The organism is Pseudomonas massiliensis, from assembly GCF_000826105.1.
Taxonomy (GTDB): domain Bacteria; phylum Pseudomonadota; class Gammaproteobacteria; order Pseudomonadales; family Pseudomonadaceae; genus Aquipseudomonas; species Aquipseudomonas massiliensis.
The window spans coordinates 391860-407038 of the sequence record NZ_CCYK01000006.1; the positions used below are offsets into that span (position 1 = coordinate 391860).

General features: G+C 64.3%; 10 protein-coding genes and 1 other RNA gene. 6 read left to right on the top strand and 5 right to left on the bottom strand.

Translation table 11 applies throughout. The features are described from left to right. The first annotated feature begins 56 nt into the window (after positions 1 to 56). Genes BN1188_RS07870 through BN1188_RS07885 form a run of 4 tightly spaced genes read left to right on the top strand, consistent with a single transcriptional unit; the run spans position 57 to position 4972 of the window. The gene (locus tag BN1188_RS07870; protein ID WP_052469200.1) at positions 57 to 596 is read left to right on the top strand and encodes a fimbrial protein; all 540 of its coding nucleotides are present in this window, start codon (positions 57 to 59) and stop codon (positions 594 to 596) included. A gap of 48 nt (positions 597 to 644) precedes the next feature. After that, positions 645 to 1364 carry a fimbrial biogenesis chaperone gene (locus BN1188_RS07875; protein ID WP_040260865.1) on the top strand — a complete coding sequence of 240 codons (720 nt, stop codon included), beginning with the start codon at positions 645 to 647 and terminating at the stop codon, positions 1362 to 1364. 18 nt (positions 1365 to 1382) lie between these two features. Further along, on the top strand, positions 1383 to 3845 hold the full coding sequence (locus tag BN1188_RS07880) for a fimbria/pilus outer membrane usher protein (RefSeq protein ID WP_040260866.1): 2463 nt from the start codon (positions 1383 to 1385) through the stop codon (positions 3843 to 3845). A 23-nt stretch (positions 3846 to 3868) separates the two neighbouring features. Beyond that, positions 3869 to 4972 (top strand): fimbrial protein, encoded by a 1104-nt coding sequence (locus BN1188_RS07885; RefSeq protein ID WP_052469201.1) that lies wholly within the window; start codon positions 3869 to 3871, stop codon positions 4970 to 4972. Between the two features lie 100 nt (positions 4973 to 5072). On the opposite strand, the gene ffs is transcribed toward BN1188_RS07885, so the two are convergent. From ffs to BN1188_RS07910, 5 genes are all read right to left on the bottom strand, one after another. Then, an RNA gene (ffs, locus tag BN1188_RS07890) (signal recognition particle sRNA small type) lies at positions 5073 to 5169 on the bottom strand. A 111-nt stretch (positions 5170 to 5280) separates the two neighbouring features. Then, positions 5281 to 7623 (bottom strand): NAD-dependent DNA ligase LigA, encoded by a 2343-nt coding sequence (gene ligA / locus BN1188_RS07895; RefSeq protein WP_040260867.1) that lies wholly within the window; start codon positions 7621 to 7623, stop codon positions 5281 to 5283. Positions 7624 to 7726: 103 nt separating this feature from the next. Continuing rightward, positions 7727 to 8551 carry a cell division protein ZipA gene (gene zipA, locus BN1188_RS07900; RefSeq protein ID WP_040260868.1) on the bottom strand — a complete coding sequence of 275 codons (825 nt, stop codon included), beginning with the start codon at positions 8549 to 8551 and terminating at the stop codon, positions 7727 to 7729. Positions 8552 to 8743: 192 nt separating this feature from the next. Then, on the bottom strand, positions 8744 to 12229 hold the full coding sequence (gene smc, locus BN1188_RS07905; protein WP_040260869.1) for a chromosome segregation protein SMC: 3486 nt from the start codon (positions 12227 to 12229) through the stop codon (positions 8744 to 8746). A 2-nt stretch (positions 12230 to 12231) separates the two neighbouring features. Next, the gene (locus tag BN1188_RS07910; RefSeq protein ID WP_040260870.1) at positions 12232 to 12891 is read right to left on the bottom strand and encodes a GntR family transcriptional regulator; all 660 of its coding nucleotides are present in this window, start codon (positions 12889 to 12891) and stop codon (positions 12232 to 12234) included. 269 nt (positions 12892 to 13160) lie between these two features. Here BN1188_RS07910 and guaD point away from each other — a divergent pair, with 269 nt between their 5' ends. Together guaD and BN1188_RS07920 are read left to right on the top strand one after the other, a co-directional pair. Further along, positions 13161 to 14501 carry a guanine deaminase gene (gene guaD / locus BN1188_RS07915; protein WP_052469202.1) on the top strand — a complete coding sequence of 447 codons (1341 nt, stop codon included), beginning with the start codon at positions 13161 to 13163 and terminating at the stop codon, positions 14499 to 14501. Between the two features lie 51 nt (positions 14502 to 14552). Beyond that, positions 14553 to 15179, top strand: coding sequence for a LysE family translocator (locus BN1188_RS07920; protein ID WP_040260871.1), 627 nt, complete (start codon positions 14553 to 14555; stop codon positions 15177 to 15179).

The following is a 15179-nucleotide window of genomic DNA, read 5'->3' on the forward strand; positions in this document are numbered from 1 at the left end:
GGGCTTACCTTGCGTCCGTCCATGTGGCGTGGCGCCAGCCTTTACAGGAGTTCCCCATGAAACGCCTTATCGCCACTGCGGCGCTGGTTTTGGCCAGCGGCTCGACATTCGCCAACACAGGCACCATCCAGTTCCGTGGCCAGATCACCAGCGCTACCTGCCGCGTCGATATCGTTGACCCGGTAGCCCCGGGCGTGCCTACCCCCGTCATCAACCTGGGGGCTTACGACAGCGAATACTTCACCGCGACCGGTCAGCGAACCCCTACACGCCCTTTCGGGCTGTGGATTCGTGATATTAAAACCTGCGGACTCTCAGCAGGAGACACAGTGAGCGTGACCTTCCAAGGGCAAGACGGCGAGGACGCTGCCAATTACCTAATCAAGGAAGGCACTGGCACCGCCACCAAGGTAGCCTTGGCCATCACAGACCCAAAGCAGGTGGTGATCAAACCCGGCGTCCCGAGCCCCACCTACCCTGTCGGCGCCAGCTCAGATCTTCAGATCAATTTCAACGCCGCACTGGTCAGCACCGACGCAACGGTGACGCCAGGGGCGGTGGCGGCGGATGTTTCTTTCCTCGTCAACATTCCTTGAGCCCGGGGCGCCTGCAAAGGCGCCCCCCTTCCCCTGAGGAGTTGACCGATGTTACGTCCCTTATCCTGGGCTCTGGCCGTCGGCATGGTCGTGGCCTTGATCACCCAACCCGCACACAGCGCCCTGACCATCGGCGCCACCCGCATCGTGTATGCGGGCGATGCCCGCAGCACCACCGTGATGGTGCGCAACCCCTCTCAGCTCACCTATGCCGCCCAGGCGTGGGTCAATACCGAGGCGGACGATACCACCACACCGGTGCCATTCATTCCCGGCCCGCCCCTGTTCCGGCTGGATCCTGGCGCGCAGCAGCTGGTGCGCATTACCGGCCTGCCTAATGACCTGCCGCAGGATCGAGAAAGCCTGTTCTTCTTCAACGTGCAGGAAATCCCGGAGGTCAGGCACAGTGACGGCGGCGGCAACCGCTTGACCCTGGCCCTGCGCACTCGGATCAAGCTGTTCTACCGGCCCAAAGCCATCGCGGGCGAACCCCATCGGCACCTAACCGAGCTACGGTGGCGTAGCGAGGACGACGGGCGCACCCTGGTTGTCAATAACCCCAGCCCGTACCACTTCACCTTCAGCGATCTGGAGGCCAGCTCAGGGAGCGACACGCTGCGCATCACCCAGCGGCCGATGGTCGCGCCCTTTTCGGAACAGCGCTACAGCCTCCCCCAGTCACTGGCTACCCCCTGGACAGTCAGCTTCAGCGCCATCAACGACTACGGCGGTAAAAGTGCCCTGCTCAAGGCGCAGACTTTACCTTAACCCTGATACGGCAACCTCATGACTTATCCCTTTTCGCTGAGCAGGGGCGTGTGGGCGCTCCTGCTGGCAGGCGGCTGCGTGTCCGCCCTGCCCGCCGTCGCCTCGTCCGTTGTCTTCAACCCGGCCTTCCTGCACTCGGGCAGCGCGGCGGCACAGGCGCTGCGCGATCTGGAACAGGGCCAGAGCCTCGCTCCGGGCCGTTACCCTGTACAGGTCATGCTGAATTACGAGGACATTGGTCAACACAGCCTGGCAATCGAGGCTGACGACGCCGACAACCTGCGCCCCTGCCTGCCCCTAAGCTGGCTGGAAAGCATCGGTTTGCGTCGGAACATCCTCAACGACCCAGACCTGTCTGGGGAAACTTGCCTGGACCTGGTCAATAAGGTGGAGGGCGCCGCGGTACAATTCGACGCCAAGGCGCTGAAAGTAATCCTCTCCTTGCCGCAGATCGCGCTCAAGCGGGCACGCCTGGGCTACGTCGACCCTTCTCGCTGGGACCCTGGCATCCGGGCTGCGTTCGTCAACTATCAGGCTACCCTGGGGCACGGCAGCGGCCGAACGGGACACCAGGGGAGCGGCGATCTGCTGCTCAACACCGGCGTCAACCTCGGACCCTGGCGGATACGTAGCCAGCAAAGTTTTCAGCACACTCAATACCAGCGCAAATGGCAGCGTCAGGCAACCTATGTGCAGCGAGACCTTCCCGCATGGCGAGCGAACCTGACCCTTGGCGAAACCCGGACCGGCGGTGAAGTGTTCAGCAGCGAGCCCATCACAGGAATGGTGCTCGCCAGCGACCCCGGCATGTTTCCGGATGGGATGCTCAACTACGCGCCCGTGGTCAGTGGCGTGGCCCTCAGCCGGGCCAAGCTGGAAATCCGCCAGAACGGCTACCTGCTCCATACCAGTTATGTCAGCCCTGGCCCCTTCGTGATCGATGACCTCAATGCCAGTGGCACGGGCGAGCTGGAAGTCACACTCATCGAGGCCGACGGCCAGGTTCGCCGCTTTACCCAAGCATTCGCCACCCTGGGCAACCTGCTACGTCAGGGTGTCTGGCGCTACGAAGCCTCGGTCGGGCGCTACAATTCGGCGTGGACTGCGGCTGAACAGCCGCTGCTCGCCCAGGCGAGCATGGCGCACGGCCTCGCAGGAGGCCTGACTCTCTACGGGGGCGCCCGCAGCGCCGAGCACTACCAGGCTGCTACCGTCGGCCTCGGCAAAGACTTGGGGATTCTCGGCGCGGCGGCTGCCGACCTGACCCATGCCCGCAGCGACGGGGGCCTGACCGGAGAGCATCAAGGCAACAGCTACGCCGTGCGCTATGGCAAGGCCTTTGCCACCAATACCTACCTGCGTTTCGCGGGGTACCGCTATTCCACCGAAGGCTATCGCGACTTCGGCGAAGCCCTGCGCGAACGTAGCCAGCCCTCGGCCTTCAGCGGCAACCGTCGTAGCCGCCTGGAGGCCTCTATCAGTCAAACCCTGCCAAGGGGTTCATCCCTGAGCCTGCGCTTATCCCAAGACGATTACTGGGGCACCCGCCCATCCCGGCGGCAGTTCCAACTGAACTGGAGCACAGGGTGGCGACAAGCGCAGTTCAACCTTTTCGCCTCACAATCGCTCACCGAACATCGCATGGGTGCCCAGCATGACCGCCAGTTGGGCCTGAGCGTTTCGTTGCCGCTGGACATAGGGGGATGGTCACGAGTCGGTTTCGACGCTCACCGCAGCCAGAACCGCTGGAGCCAGCAGGCAAGCGTCAACGGCTACTCCTCGGAAAAGGGACTGAGCTATTACGCGGCACTCGCCCAAGGGCCGACTGGCAACCGCACCGGGACGGTCAGTAGTGCCTGGCAGGGGCCCTACGGTAGCTACAGCCTGGGTTTGAGCCAAGGCAGTGACTACCGAAGCGTCAACGCCAGCGCTAACGGCTCGCTGCTGGCCCACGGAGGCGGTATCACCCTTTCCCCCATGCTGGGTGAAACCGTAGCGCTGGTGGAGGTCCCTGACATTGAAGGCGTCGGGCTTCGTAACGGCGGCGCCGCCCGCACCGACCACAAGGGCTATATGGTGGCCCCTCACCTGCAGCCCTACCGGGTCAATACCCTCGAGCTGACCACCGAGCAACTTGGCGCCGAGGTGGAATTCGATAACGGTGCCCTGCAGGTCGTGCCGCAACGTGGCGCGATCGTCAAGGCACGCTACGCCGCCCGACGTATTACCCGCCTAGTGCTGACCCTGCAGCGGCGGGACGGAACCCCTCTGCCTTTCGGCGCGCAAGCCCGGGACGCACAAGGCCGATTGCTTGGCATCCTGGGCCAGGGCGGTCAGTTGCTGGTGGCCACGGACCTGGCGCCCATGTCGCTGGAGGTGGTCTGGGCCGATACCGACGACGGCCGCTGCCAGCTCATGCTGGATCCTGATGACTTGCCGGAACGCGACGGCCTGCGCCAGGGAACATTCCAGTGCGGTTGAACCTATCTTATCCAGGAGCTCCTATGAACAAGGCTCGACGTTGGGCGCCCCTGGCGGTGGCCCTGTGGCTTCCCCTCTCCGGCGGCGCACTGGCAGACGACCATGGCTGCAGATGGAAACCCGGTTTCGCGCCGGGCCCCATGACCTTCATTCACCGGTTCGGCACGCTCTATGTACCCAGGGATGCACCCATCGGCGCCGTGATAGGGACTGAAAAGTCCCGTGCGTTTCTTAATCGGGAAGGCAATAATGCGACCGTTCAGTGCTGGTGGGACCAGGCCGGGGGGAAACCGGCCCCGGAATTCACCTCGACGCCTGTCGTGCCCATGGCATCACCACCCGCCAACCCTGGGGGTAGCTACGACCCTCAGCGCTTGCTGGAAACCAACGTGCCGGGGATCGCTGTCCAGATCGAATACGACCAGTCCATTGGCTATAGCGCCGGAACCTGGCTTCGTAGTGCCGATGGAGGGCCCGCCATCGCCCCTCAGCATGGGGAGATGCGCTATGGCAATGCCCCGACGTTCCATGAATACGCTGGTGGAAACGCTTGGTTTACCGTGGTGAAGACTGGCGCCTTGCCGGCCGGCCCCCTTCAGGTAACGCCTCGGACGCTCTACCGCGGCAATTTCACCGATATCCCCGATGCGTTCACCTTCGCCACGGAAGGCACGATCATTGTGGCGCAGTGCTCCGTGGGCTCCAACGCTCCGGTGGAAGTGGACTTGCTGCGCTGGGACCAGAGCCATTTCACTGCCCCAGGCACTGTAACCACCGCTGTCCCCGTGACCCTGGCGCTGCACAATTGCCTCGACGATCCCAACAATGGTGTAGCCACGGTACATGCCCACTTCACCCCGAAAGATGGCAGCCAGGTAGTGGGTGACCCGGCCGAGGGTGTGATCTCCCTCGGTAACGGCGCTACCGCCAAGGGCGTGGCGATACGCTTGCTCAAGGCCGATCTGAGTCCGATGCCGCTTAATACCATCATCCCTGTCAGCCAACTGCCCCCAAGCGGCAACCTGGACCTGACATTCGCCGCGCAGATCATCCAGACCGCGCCCGCTGATCAGGTCACCGCCGGCACCGTCGAGGGCATGCTCGAATTCACCTTGACCTATCAGTAACGAGCACGCGCGTGCCATGCAGGCATGCGCAAGCCTGATCGCCGAAGCAGTGGCCGAGAGCTGGAATCAAAGGGACAAAGAAGGGATAGGTAGGTGGCAGCCCCACCAGCCACACCCCGGCACACGATGTTCCCGCTATGGCTGCTTCCTTCCGGATCTGACCAGGTTGACGGGTAATCATTGCGAGGGGACCGGTGGGGCCACCATGACGCACGCTGGCCGGGTTGCCCGGCAAGCGTGCGTCATTGTACAGGCTTGGCCGCGGGATACAACCTGCCGCTCCAAAAAAAACCAAGGCCGTCAGCGTCTTAGCGCCCGTCGACCTGCCGCTCCAGAAACGCTAGCCACTGGGCTTCGTCCATCACCGCCACCCCCAACTGCTGGGCCTTGGCCAGCTTGCTCCCCGCCCCAGGCCCGGCCACTACGGTGTGGGTCTTGGCGGAGACCGAGCCGGCCACCTTGGCGCCCAGGGCTTCGAGCTTTTCCTTGGCCTGGTCCCGGCTCATGCTTTCCAGGGTGCCGGTCAGCACCCAGGTTTGCCCGGCCAGGGGCAGCCCCTCTCCATCGCCACGGCGCACACTGGTCCAGTGCATGCCGAAGTCCCGTAGCTGGGCTTCGGCGGCCAGGGCCTCGGCGCGCTGGGCAGGTAAATCGAAATAATCGCGTACGGCCTTGGCGGTGCGCTCGGCCACCACCTGACGCAGGTCGAGCCAATCCGCGGCCGCGAGGGCTTCCAGGGAGCCGAAGCGCTGGGCCAGTTTTTGCGCGGCGCCTGGGCCCACATAGGGGATACCCAGCTTCTCCACCAAAGATTCAAAGCTGGCCACGGCGGCGAATTCAGCATGCACCTCCCCCTCCCCTTGTAGCACCACGCCCCGCTCCAGCAACTGAGCGATCACCGTGCGGTTATGTTCTTCCTCGAAGAAGTGAGCGATCTCATAGGCCACTTCGTGGCCGATGTCCGGCAGGTAGGTCAGTACCTTGGGCTGGGCGGCCATGATCCGCGCCAGGCTGCCAAGGGCACGAGCCAGGCCCTTGGCGGTCTCCTCGCCCACGTCGGGAATGCCGAGGGCGAAGATAAAGCGCGCCAGGCTGGGCGTGCGGCTGGCGTCGATGGCGGCGATGAGGTTGCGGCTGGAAACCTCGGCGAAGCCCTCCAGGCCCAATACCTGCTCCTGGGTCAGGTGATACAGGTCGGCGGGCGAGCGCACCAGGCCCGTGTCCACCAATTGCTCGACGATCTTGTCGCCCAGCCCGTCGATGTCCATGGCGCGGCGGGATACGAAATGGATGATCGCCTGCTTGAGCTGGGCGGCACAGGCCAGGCGGCCTACACAGCGGTACACCGCGCCCTCGCTGACCGTCTGCTTGCCCTTGCCACGCTTGATCAATTGGGTGCGCTCCACCTCCGAACCGCACACCGGGCAGTGAGTGGGCACCATCACCGGACGGGCATCGGCCGGGCGCCGCTCGCTGACCACCTGCATCACCTGCGGGATCACGTCCCCGGCGCGGCGAATGATCACAGTGTCGCCGATCATCACGCCCAGGCGGTTCACTTCGTCCATGTTGTGCAAGGTGGCGTTGGCCACCGTCACTCCGGCCACCTTCACCGGCCGGAGGCGGGCCACCGGGGTTACCGCCCCTGTGCGCCCTACCTGGAATTCCACGTCCAGCAACTCGGTAAGCTCTTCGGAGGCTGGAAACTTGTGAGCCAGGGCCCATCGGGGCTCGCGCGAACGGAAGCCCAGCTCACGCTGCGCCGCGATGCTGTTCACCTTGAACACCACCCCGTCGATTTCATAGGCCAGGCTGTTGCGCCGCTCGCCAACGTCCCGGTAGTAGTCCAAACAGGCTTCGGCGCCCCGGGCGAGCTTCAGTTCCCGGCTGATCGGCAAGCCCCATTGCCGCAGCTGCTCCAGGTTGCCGATGTGAGTGTCGGCGATGTCATGGCTGACCTGGCCGATGCCATAGCAGCAAAATTCCAGGGGCCGGCTGGCGGTGATGCGAGCATCCAGTTGACGGAGGCTCCCGGCGGCGGCGTTGCGCGGATTGGCGAAGGTTTTCCCACCCGCCTCGGCCTGGGCGGCGTTAAGGCGCTCGAAGCCGACCTTGCTCATGTACACCTCGCCGCGCACCTCCAGAGTGGCGGGCCAGCCGCTGCCCTTGAGTTTGAGGGGGATATTGCGCACGGTACGCACGTTGGCGCTGATGTCCTCGCCCGTAGTGCCATCACCCCGGGTGGCGCCACGCTGCAACTGGCCGTCCACGTACAGCAGGCTCACCGCCAGCCCGTCGAGCTTGGGCTCGCAGCTGTACTCCATCACTTCGCCTCGGGCCAGGTCCAGGCCATCGGCCACACGACGATCAAAATCCCGCAGGTCGCTCTCCTCGAAGGCGTTGCCCAGGCTGAGCATGGGAATCTCATGGCGGACCTGGCTGAACGCCGTCTGGGCGCTGCCTCCGACACGTTGGGTAGGCGAATCCGCCGTCACCAGTTCAGGATGCTCGCCCTCCAGCGCCTGGAGCTCGCGGAAAAGGCGGTCATATTCGGCATCCGGAATGCTGGGCTCGTCCAGCACGTAGTACCGGTAGTTGTGTTCGTCCAGTTCGGCGCGCAGTTCCAGGATTCGGGTCGAGGCAGTGGTCATAGTCGGGTCCGGCGGGCATGCAGGCCAGGGCCTGCACCAATCACATAAAGTAAAAAGCCAGCCCCGCCATGAACGGGGCTGGCTTTGGACATCATCAGGCGCTTCAGCGTTTCTGGGTGAGCGCGCGGCGCTCGAATTCCACGATCCGCTGGCGATAGTGCTCGATGGTCTGGGCAGTCAATACGCTGCGCTGATCATCCTTGAGTTCGCCATCCAGTTCGTGGGCGAGCTTGCGCGCGGCGGCGACCATCACTTCGAACGCCTGCTTGGGGTGACGCGGGCCAGGCAGGCCCAGGAAGAAGCTCACCGCGCGGGTGGTGAAGTGATCGATATCATCCAGGTCGAACACGCCGGGCTTGACCGCGTTGGCCATGGAGAACAGCACCTCGCCATTGCCGGCCATGCTTTCATGGCGGTGGAAGATGTCCATTTCGCCGAAGCGCAGGCCGCTTTCGAGGATGTTCTGCAGCAGCGCCGGGCCCTTGAAGCCTGAGGGATCGCGGGAAATCACATTGATCACCAGTACTTCTTCCACAGGCGTGCCGTCGTCCAGCGAGCCGGCCCCTTCGTCGTCCATTTCAAATTCGTCCCGGCCGGACAGGCGCGGCTCGTCCACCACCAGCTCCACCGCGCGAGGGGTTTCCTGGCGCTTGCGCCGGCCGCCTTCGCGCGCGGTTTCACGGCTGGGCGCGGTCATGCTCGGCAGGTCGGCTTCATCCAGCTGCGGTTCCTGATGGGTATCCAGCACCCGGGGTGGACCCAGTACTTCAGTGGGCCCATCTTCATCGGGAAGATTGGAGAGGCTGCGATCCAGCCTGAACTTGAGCTTGCCTTTGCCGCCACGCATGCGGCGCCAGCCATCGAAGAGAATGCCGGCGATCACGATGATGCCGATAACGATCAGCCACTCGCGCAGACCGATTTCCATGGAGTCCAGTGCCTCGAAAAAAATGTCGAAAAATTAAAATGGGTCAAGAAACCCTTTAAAACGTGAGCCCAAGCCTATGTTCTGGCTGGTCTTTTCTCAAGCACACAATATATGAACGATAAACTAGCATGACCAAAGGCAACTTTACACCGTTCGCCGCATGTGTTTCACGGCAGAACGCAAGCGTTCGCCTCAGGCATCGACCATCGCCAGGGCTTCCTCCACATCCACGGCAACCAGCCGCGAACACCCGGGTTCATGCATGGTAACGCCCATCAACTGGTCGGCCATCTCCATGGCGATCTTGTTGTGAGTGATATAAATGAACTGCACAGTTTGCGACATTTCCTTCACCAAGCGTGCGTAACGTCCTACGTTGGCATCGTCCAGCGGCGCGTCCACTTCATCGAGCATGCAGAAGGGCGCGGGGTTGAGCTGGAAGATGGAAAACACCAGTGCCAACGCGGTCAGTGCCTTTTCACCACCGGACAACAAATGGATGGTGCTGTTCTTCTTGCCCGGCGGCCGGGCCATGATCGTGACCCCAGTATCGAGTAGATCTTCGCCAGTCAGTTCCAAATAAGCGCTACCGCCACCGAAGACTTTCGGGAACAGGGCCTGCAACCCGTTGTTGACCTGGTCGAAGGTGTCCTTGAAACGGTTGCGGGTCTCACGGTCGATCTTGCCGATGACGCTTTCCAGCGTGCCGAGCGCCTCCATCAGGTCCGCATCCTGGGCGTCCAGATAGCGCTTGCGCTCGGACTGCTGGCGGTATTCCTCGATGGCCGCCAGGTTGATCGCGCCCAGGCGCTGGATGCGTGCGTCGAGCAACTGCAACGCTTCTTCGGCCGCCGCTTCGCTGGCGTCGGCTTCCAGGGTTTGCAGCACCCCATGCAAATCATAGCCGTCGGCCTGTAGCTGCTCTTGCAAGGCCTTGCGACGCACGTTCAGGGCCTGCCATTCCAGCCGATGCTGTTCCATCTGCCCGCGCAGCAGTTGCGACTGCTGCTCGGCCTGGGTGCGCCGCTTCTCGGCCTCACGCAATTCACGGTCCGCGTCGTCCAGGGCGGCTCGGGCCATGCGCATTTCTTCGTCGGCGGCCAGCCGTTGCTCCAGCAGGGCCTCGAGCTTGAGCCGCAGCTCTTCGAGCGGCGCTTCGCCTTCTTCCAGGTTCAGGGTCAACTGCTCCTGCCGCTCGGCCAGTCGCGCCGATTGCAGTTCCAGACGCTCCAGGGCCTGGGCGGTAGATTTGTGCTGAGCCTGCAGCGAGCCCAGGCGCAAGGCCAATTGATGCGCGCTGTCCTTGTGCTGGCGAGCCTCCAGGCGAGTTCGCTCCACCGCCTGGCGCAACTGCTCGCGAGCCTCTACAAGCACTTCACGCTGGCCGCTGTCATCGGCCATCAGGTCGAGCGCTTCCTGCAGCAGCAGGCGGCATTCGCCTATGGCCTCGGTTTCCAGAGCACGCTGCTCGCTCAATTCCCGGGTTTCTTCCTCCAGACGCCGCCGCCGCAGGCTCAACTGTTCGGCGCGCGCCTGGCTGGCGGAGCGCTGGGCCTTGAGTTCGCCCAACTGGCGGGCCTCTTCCTGCAAGCGGCGGCGAACCTGCTCACGCGCCTGCTCTGCCGAGCGCTGGGCTTCGCGCGCTGCTTCCAACGCTTGCTCGAGCTCTTGCTGGGCAGCCTCGGCCGCCTTTTGGGTAGCGCTCAAGCCCTCCAGCTCCTGCGCCCGCGCCAGTACTCCGCTCTGGGTATCGTCGCCGCGACGTACCCGGAGGAAGTGCCGTCCTACCCAGTAGCCATCACGGGTCGCCAGGCTTTCTCCAGGCCCCAGCTCGGCGCGCAGCGCCAGGGCCGCTTCGAGGGTGTCCACCGGGCGCACTTGCCCCAGCCAGGCGGAAAGGTCCAGCGGGCCGCTGACCTTGCTCAACAGGCTGTCGCCCAGGCTGGGCGCGGGAACTGCCTGGGCCAGGCGTAATTCGCCGCCTTCGAAGGCTGACAAGCCTGGCGCGGCCAGATCATCGAGCAGCACCGCCTGCAGGTCCGCCCCTAGCACAGCCTCGACCGCCTGCTCCCAGCCCGGCTCGACCCGCAGCCCCTCGGCCAGCCGCGGCCGGCCTTGCAGCCCTTGTGCCTGGAGCCAGTCGCTGGCTCCGCCGGCCGGATTCAAGGCAGCCTGCTGCAGCGCTTCCAGCGAGGCCAGGCGGCCACCGAGGCGCTGCAGCTCGGCTTGCCCGGCCTGCTGGCGCTGACCGAGGCCTTGCAAGCTTTCGCGCAGGGCTTCGAGCTGCTCGGCCTGCTCCGCCTCCTCGGCCTGAAGATCTTCAATGAGGGTTTGCGCGGCGGCCAGTTGCTCGTCCAGTTCCAGCAAAGCGGCGCTTTCCGGGTCCGCCACCAGGCCGGCCAGCTCTTCGGCCAGCCGCCGCTGGCGCTCGGCCAGGCGTTCCAGGGACTGCTCCAGCTGCTGCAGGCGCGCCTGTTGCACTTCCGCCTGGCGCCGTGGCTCGGCGGAGCGGGTATTGAAGGTATCCCAGCGCTCCTGCCACCCCTGCATGGCCGACTCGGCGATTTCCAGGGCGGCGGCGCTTTCCTCGGCCGCGGCGGCGGCGATCTCATGCTCGGGTTCGAGCATGGCCAGTTCTTCGGCCAGGGTGGCGAGCAGGGTCTGGTCGTGCCCCAGATGGGACTCGGTCTCCAGGCGAGCGCGCTCCGCTTCGCGCAGGTCGTCCTGCAGTTGGCGCAGCCGCTGCTGGCCGTGCTGGATGCTTTGCTCGACCCGGGCGATATCTCCGCCTACCGCATAGAAGCGGGCCTGCACCTGGTTGAAGCGCTCGGAGAGTTCATGATGGCCATCGCGCAGGCGCTCGATGCTGGCATCGGCGTTGCGCTGATCGGCCACCAGGGCCTCGAAGCCCACTTCCTGCTCGCCGATGATGCCTTCGCGCTGCGCCACCTGCTCGTCCAGGGCGCGCCAACGCAGGGCCGACAGCTGTGCCTTGAGCTGGCGCTCCTGAGCCTTGTATTCCTGGTATTTCTCTGCCGCCTGGGCCTGTCGGTGCAGGCGTTCGAGCTGACGCTCCAGTTCTTCGCGCAGGTCCGTCAGGCGCTCGAGGTTTTCCTGGGTGCGGCGGATGCGGGTTTCGGTTTCCCGGCGCCGCTCCTTGTACTTGGAAATGCCCGCGGCTTCCTCGATGAAGTTGCGCAGCTCTTCAGGCCGGGCTTCGATCAGGCGCGAGATCATGCCCTGCTCGATGATCGAGTAGCTGCGCGCGCCCAGGCCGGTGCCCAGGAAGATATCGGTGATGTCGCGCCGACGGCACTTGGTGCCATTGAGGAAATAGGTGTTCTGGCCGTCGCGGGTCACCTTGCGGCGAATGGAGATCTCCGCATAGGCGGCATACTCTCCGACCAGGGTGGTCTCGCTATTGTCGAACACCAGCTCGATGCTGGCCTGGCTGACCGGCTTGCGGCTGGTAGAGCCATTGAAGATCACGTCCGTCATGGACTCGCCGCGCAGGTTCTTGGCCGAACTTTCGCCCATGACCCAGCGTACCGCGTCGATGATGTTGGATTTGCCACAGCCGTTGGGCCCGACCACGGCCGCCATGTTGCTGGGGAAGTTGACCGTGGTCGGATCGACGAAGGACTTGAATCCCGCCAGGCGGATGCACTTGAGGCGCATCTTCAGCGAGCGCCCAGGGCGGCGAGCACCAGTTGGCAGCTCAACTCGCCGTAGGCCTTGAGCTGGGTGCGAATGGTGTTCAGGTCGCGATCCCTGACGGCGGTCAGCAAACCGTCGAACAGGGCCAGGTACTCGGCCATCGCCGCCTTGCGCTGCTCCAGTGCCAGATAGTAATTGCGGTTCATCGCCGGCTGCAGGTTTTCCACCGTCTGGCTCAGGTAGGGATTGTCCGCGAACGGATAGGCCGCGCGCATCACATTGAAGCTGTCATCGACGAACGTCTGGATGTCATTGGCCGCGGCGCTCTGGCGCAAACGCTGCTGCAAGGCCAGAAAGGGACCGAGGTCTTCCTCGCCGCGCCATTGCTGCGCCACGGCGCAGCCGAGCAGAATGTACAGTTCGCTCATCAAGGTGCAGAGGCTGCGCGCGTGATGAGCGTTGAGTTCACTCACCTGGGCCCCGCGGCGCGGGGAAATCACTACCAGGTGCCTGCGCTCGAGGATCAGCAACGCTTCGCGCACCGAGCCACGGCTCACGTCCAGGGCCTGGGTCACCTTCTGCTCCTGGATCCGCTCACCAGGGCGTATTTCGCCTCTCACGATACGGTCGGCCAGATGGCGGGCAATCTGCTCGGCGAGGCTGTCCAGGGCCTTGAAGGTCATGATTGATGGGAGTTCCAATAGGTGCGCGGGGCGGCGATTGTAACGCAAATGCTGGCGCGCTGAAGCGGAGATGGCAGGCAGGCGGCCACCCTTGGGCGAAGGCTTGCTGTAGGCTTGCTGTAGGCTTGTCCTATCCGAAGCCCCCACGGAGCTCACCCTGATACCGGTCGTCTCGGCTCAAGCGAGGCCCTGCCGGGTTGGCGTGGCGGCGATGCAAGGTAAACTGGCTATCAAGCAACCGCCGCACCTGAACCTTCGAAGGCCCGCTCATGAGTGATACCCGCAAAGCCTACCGCGCCAGTCTTTTGCACAGCCTGGGTGATCCTGCCGAACTGGGCGAACACGCTTCCTATGAATACATCGCCGACGGACTCCTCGTTGTAGAGGGTGGGAAGATCCTGGCCATGGGCCCGGCCAGCGCGCTGCTGCCCGACCTGGCCCCCGGGGTGCCGGTGCGGCACTTCGAGGATACCCTGATCACCCCAGGTTTCATCGACACCCATATCCATTACCCGCAAACCGGCATGATCGGCGCTTACGGGGAGCAATTGCTCGACTGGTTGAACACCTACACCTTCCCCTGCGAGCGGCAGTTCCAGGACGCGACACACGCCGAAGACGTGGCCGGCCGCTTCCTTGCCGAGCTGCTACGCAATGGCACCACCACCGCCCTGGTGTTCGGCTCCGTTCATCCCGAGTCTGTCGATGCCCTGTTCGAAGCCGCGCTACGGCTGAACCTTCGCTTGATCGCCGGCAAAGTGATGATGGACCGCAACGCTCCCGACTACCTCACCGACACTGCACAGAGCGGTTACGCCCAGAGCAAGGCGCTGATCGAGCGCTGGCACGGCCGGGGCCGGCTGCACTATGCGGTGACACCCCGCTTCGCCCCCACCAGCACGCCTGAGCAATTGGCCTCGGCCGGGCGCCTGTTGCGAGAGCACGACGGGCTTTACCTGCATACTCACCTGAGTGAAAACCGCGAGGAAATCCAGTGGGTCAAACAGTTGTTTCCGGAGCGCGAGGGATACCTGGATGTGTATGACCACCATGGGCTGGTCGGGCCGCGGTCGGTGTTCGCCCATGGCGTGCACCTTTGTGAAGACGAATGCGCCCGGCTGGGTCAGGCGGGGGCCGCCGTGGCGTTCTGCCCCACCTCCAACCTTTTCCTCGGCAGCGGGCTGTTCAACCTGCCCATGGCCGAACGTCACAAGGTGAAGGTGGGCCTGGGTACCGACGTGGGCGCTGGCACCAGTTTTTCCATCCTGCAGACCCTCAACGAGGCCTATAAGGTCATGCAACTGCAAGGGGCACGCCTGAACCCCTTCAAATCCTTGTACCTGGCCACCCTCGGCGGCGCGCGGGCGCTGGACCTGGCAGACCGTATCGGCAGCCTGCAGCCCGGCCATGAGGCGGATTTCGTGGTGCTCGACCTCAAGGCCACGCCCCTGCTGGAGTACCGCCTGAGCCAAAGCCGCTCCATCGCCGAAACGCTGTTCGTGCTCATGACCCTGGGCGACGATAGGGTGGTCGCGCATACCTTCGCCATGGGCCAAGAGGTGCATCAACGAGATGCCGTGGCATCAGCAGCAGAGCTCGCCCGCGACTGATGCCCTGGCCTGGGCGATAATCGTCCCCTCTCTCCTACCCTGGCGAAAAACATGCCCCTGGACACCTGGATACTTTTCTGTGCCGCCGCCTTCGTGGTCATTGTGATCCCGGGGCCGCTGTCGCTGCTCATGGTCAGCAATAGCTTGCAGCTGGGCGTGCGTCGATCCTGGCCGGCTTTCCTGGGTGGAATGAGCGCTTCCCTGTGTTTGCTGATGGCCTCCGCCCTTGGCCTGGGCGCGCTTCTGACGGCCTCGGCGCAGGGGTTCGAGGCACTGAAGCTGGCCGGAGCGCTCTATCTGTTCTATCTGGCCTGGAATAGCTGGCGGCATGCCAGGCAGTTGCCTGAGCAGGAGGGCGGTACGCTGGCGTCGGAGCGCGGCGTCCCAGCGCTCTTTCGCCAGGCCTTCCTCCTGGGCGCCAGCAACCCAAAGGACCTGCTGTTCTTCGCAGCCTTTCTGCCGCAGTTCATCCAGGCCGATGCCCCCCTGGGCCCGCAGTTACTGGTCATGAGCCTGAGCTGGGCACTGATCGACCTGGGTTGCAAGCTTGGCTATGGCCTGCTTGCCCAAGGGGCTGGCCGCTACTTGCGAAGCGGCCAGGGTCGGCGCTGGTTCAATCGCGCCAGCGCCGCGCTGTTCGCCGCCGCTGGCGCGGGCGCGCTCTGGGGGTCGCGCTGA

Coding starts and splice junctions, on each gene's coding strand:
- BN1188_RS07870 (WP_052469200.1), top strand. CDS start 57: ATGAAACGCCTTATCGCCACTGCGGCGCTGGTTTTGGCCAGCGGCTCG.
- BN1188_RS07875 (WP_040260865.1), top strand. CDS start 645: ATGTTACGTCCCTTATCCTGGGCTCTGGCCGTCGGCATGGTCGTGGCC.
- BN1188_RS07880 (WP_040260866.1), top strand. CDS start 1,383: ATGACTTATCCCTTTTCGCTGAGCAGGGGCGTGTGGGCGCTCCTGCTG.
- BN1188_RS07885 (WP_052469201.1), top strand. CDS start 3,869: ATGAACAAGGCTCGACGTTGGGCGCCCCTGGCGGTGGCCCTGTGGCTT.
- ligA (WP_040260867.1), bottom strand. CDS start 7,623: ATGACCACTGCCTCGACCCGAATCCTGGAACTGCGCGCCGAACTGGAC.
- zipA (WP_040260868.1), bottom strand. CDS start 8,551: ATGGAAATCGGTCTGCGCGAGTGGCTGATCGTTATCGGCATCATCGTG.
- smc (WP_040260869.1), bottom strand. CDS start 12,229: ATGCGCCTCAAGTGCATCCGCCTGGCGGGATTCAAGTCCTTCGTCGAT.
- BN1188_RS07910 (WP_040260870.1), bottom strand. CDS start 12,891: ATGACCTTCAAGGCCCTGGACAGCCTCGCCGAGCAGATTGCCCGCCAT.
- guaD (WP_052469202.1), top strand. CDS start 13,161: ATGAGTGATACCCGCAAAGCCTACCGCGCCAGTCTTTTGCACAGCCTG.
- BN1188_RS07920 (WP_040260871.1), top strand. CDS start 14,553: ATGCCCCTGGACACCTGGATACTTTTCTGTGCCGCCGCCTTCGTGGTC.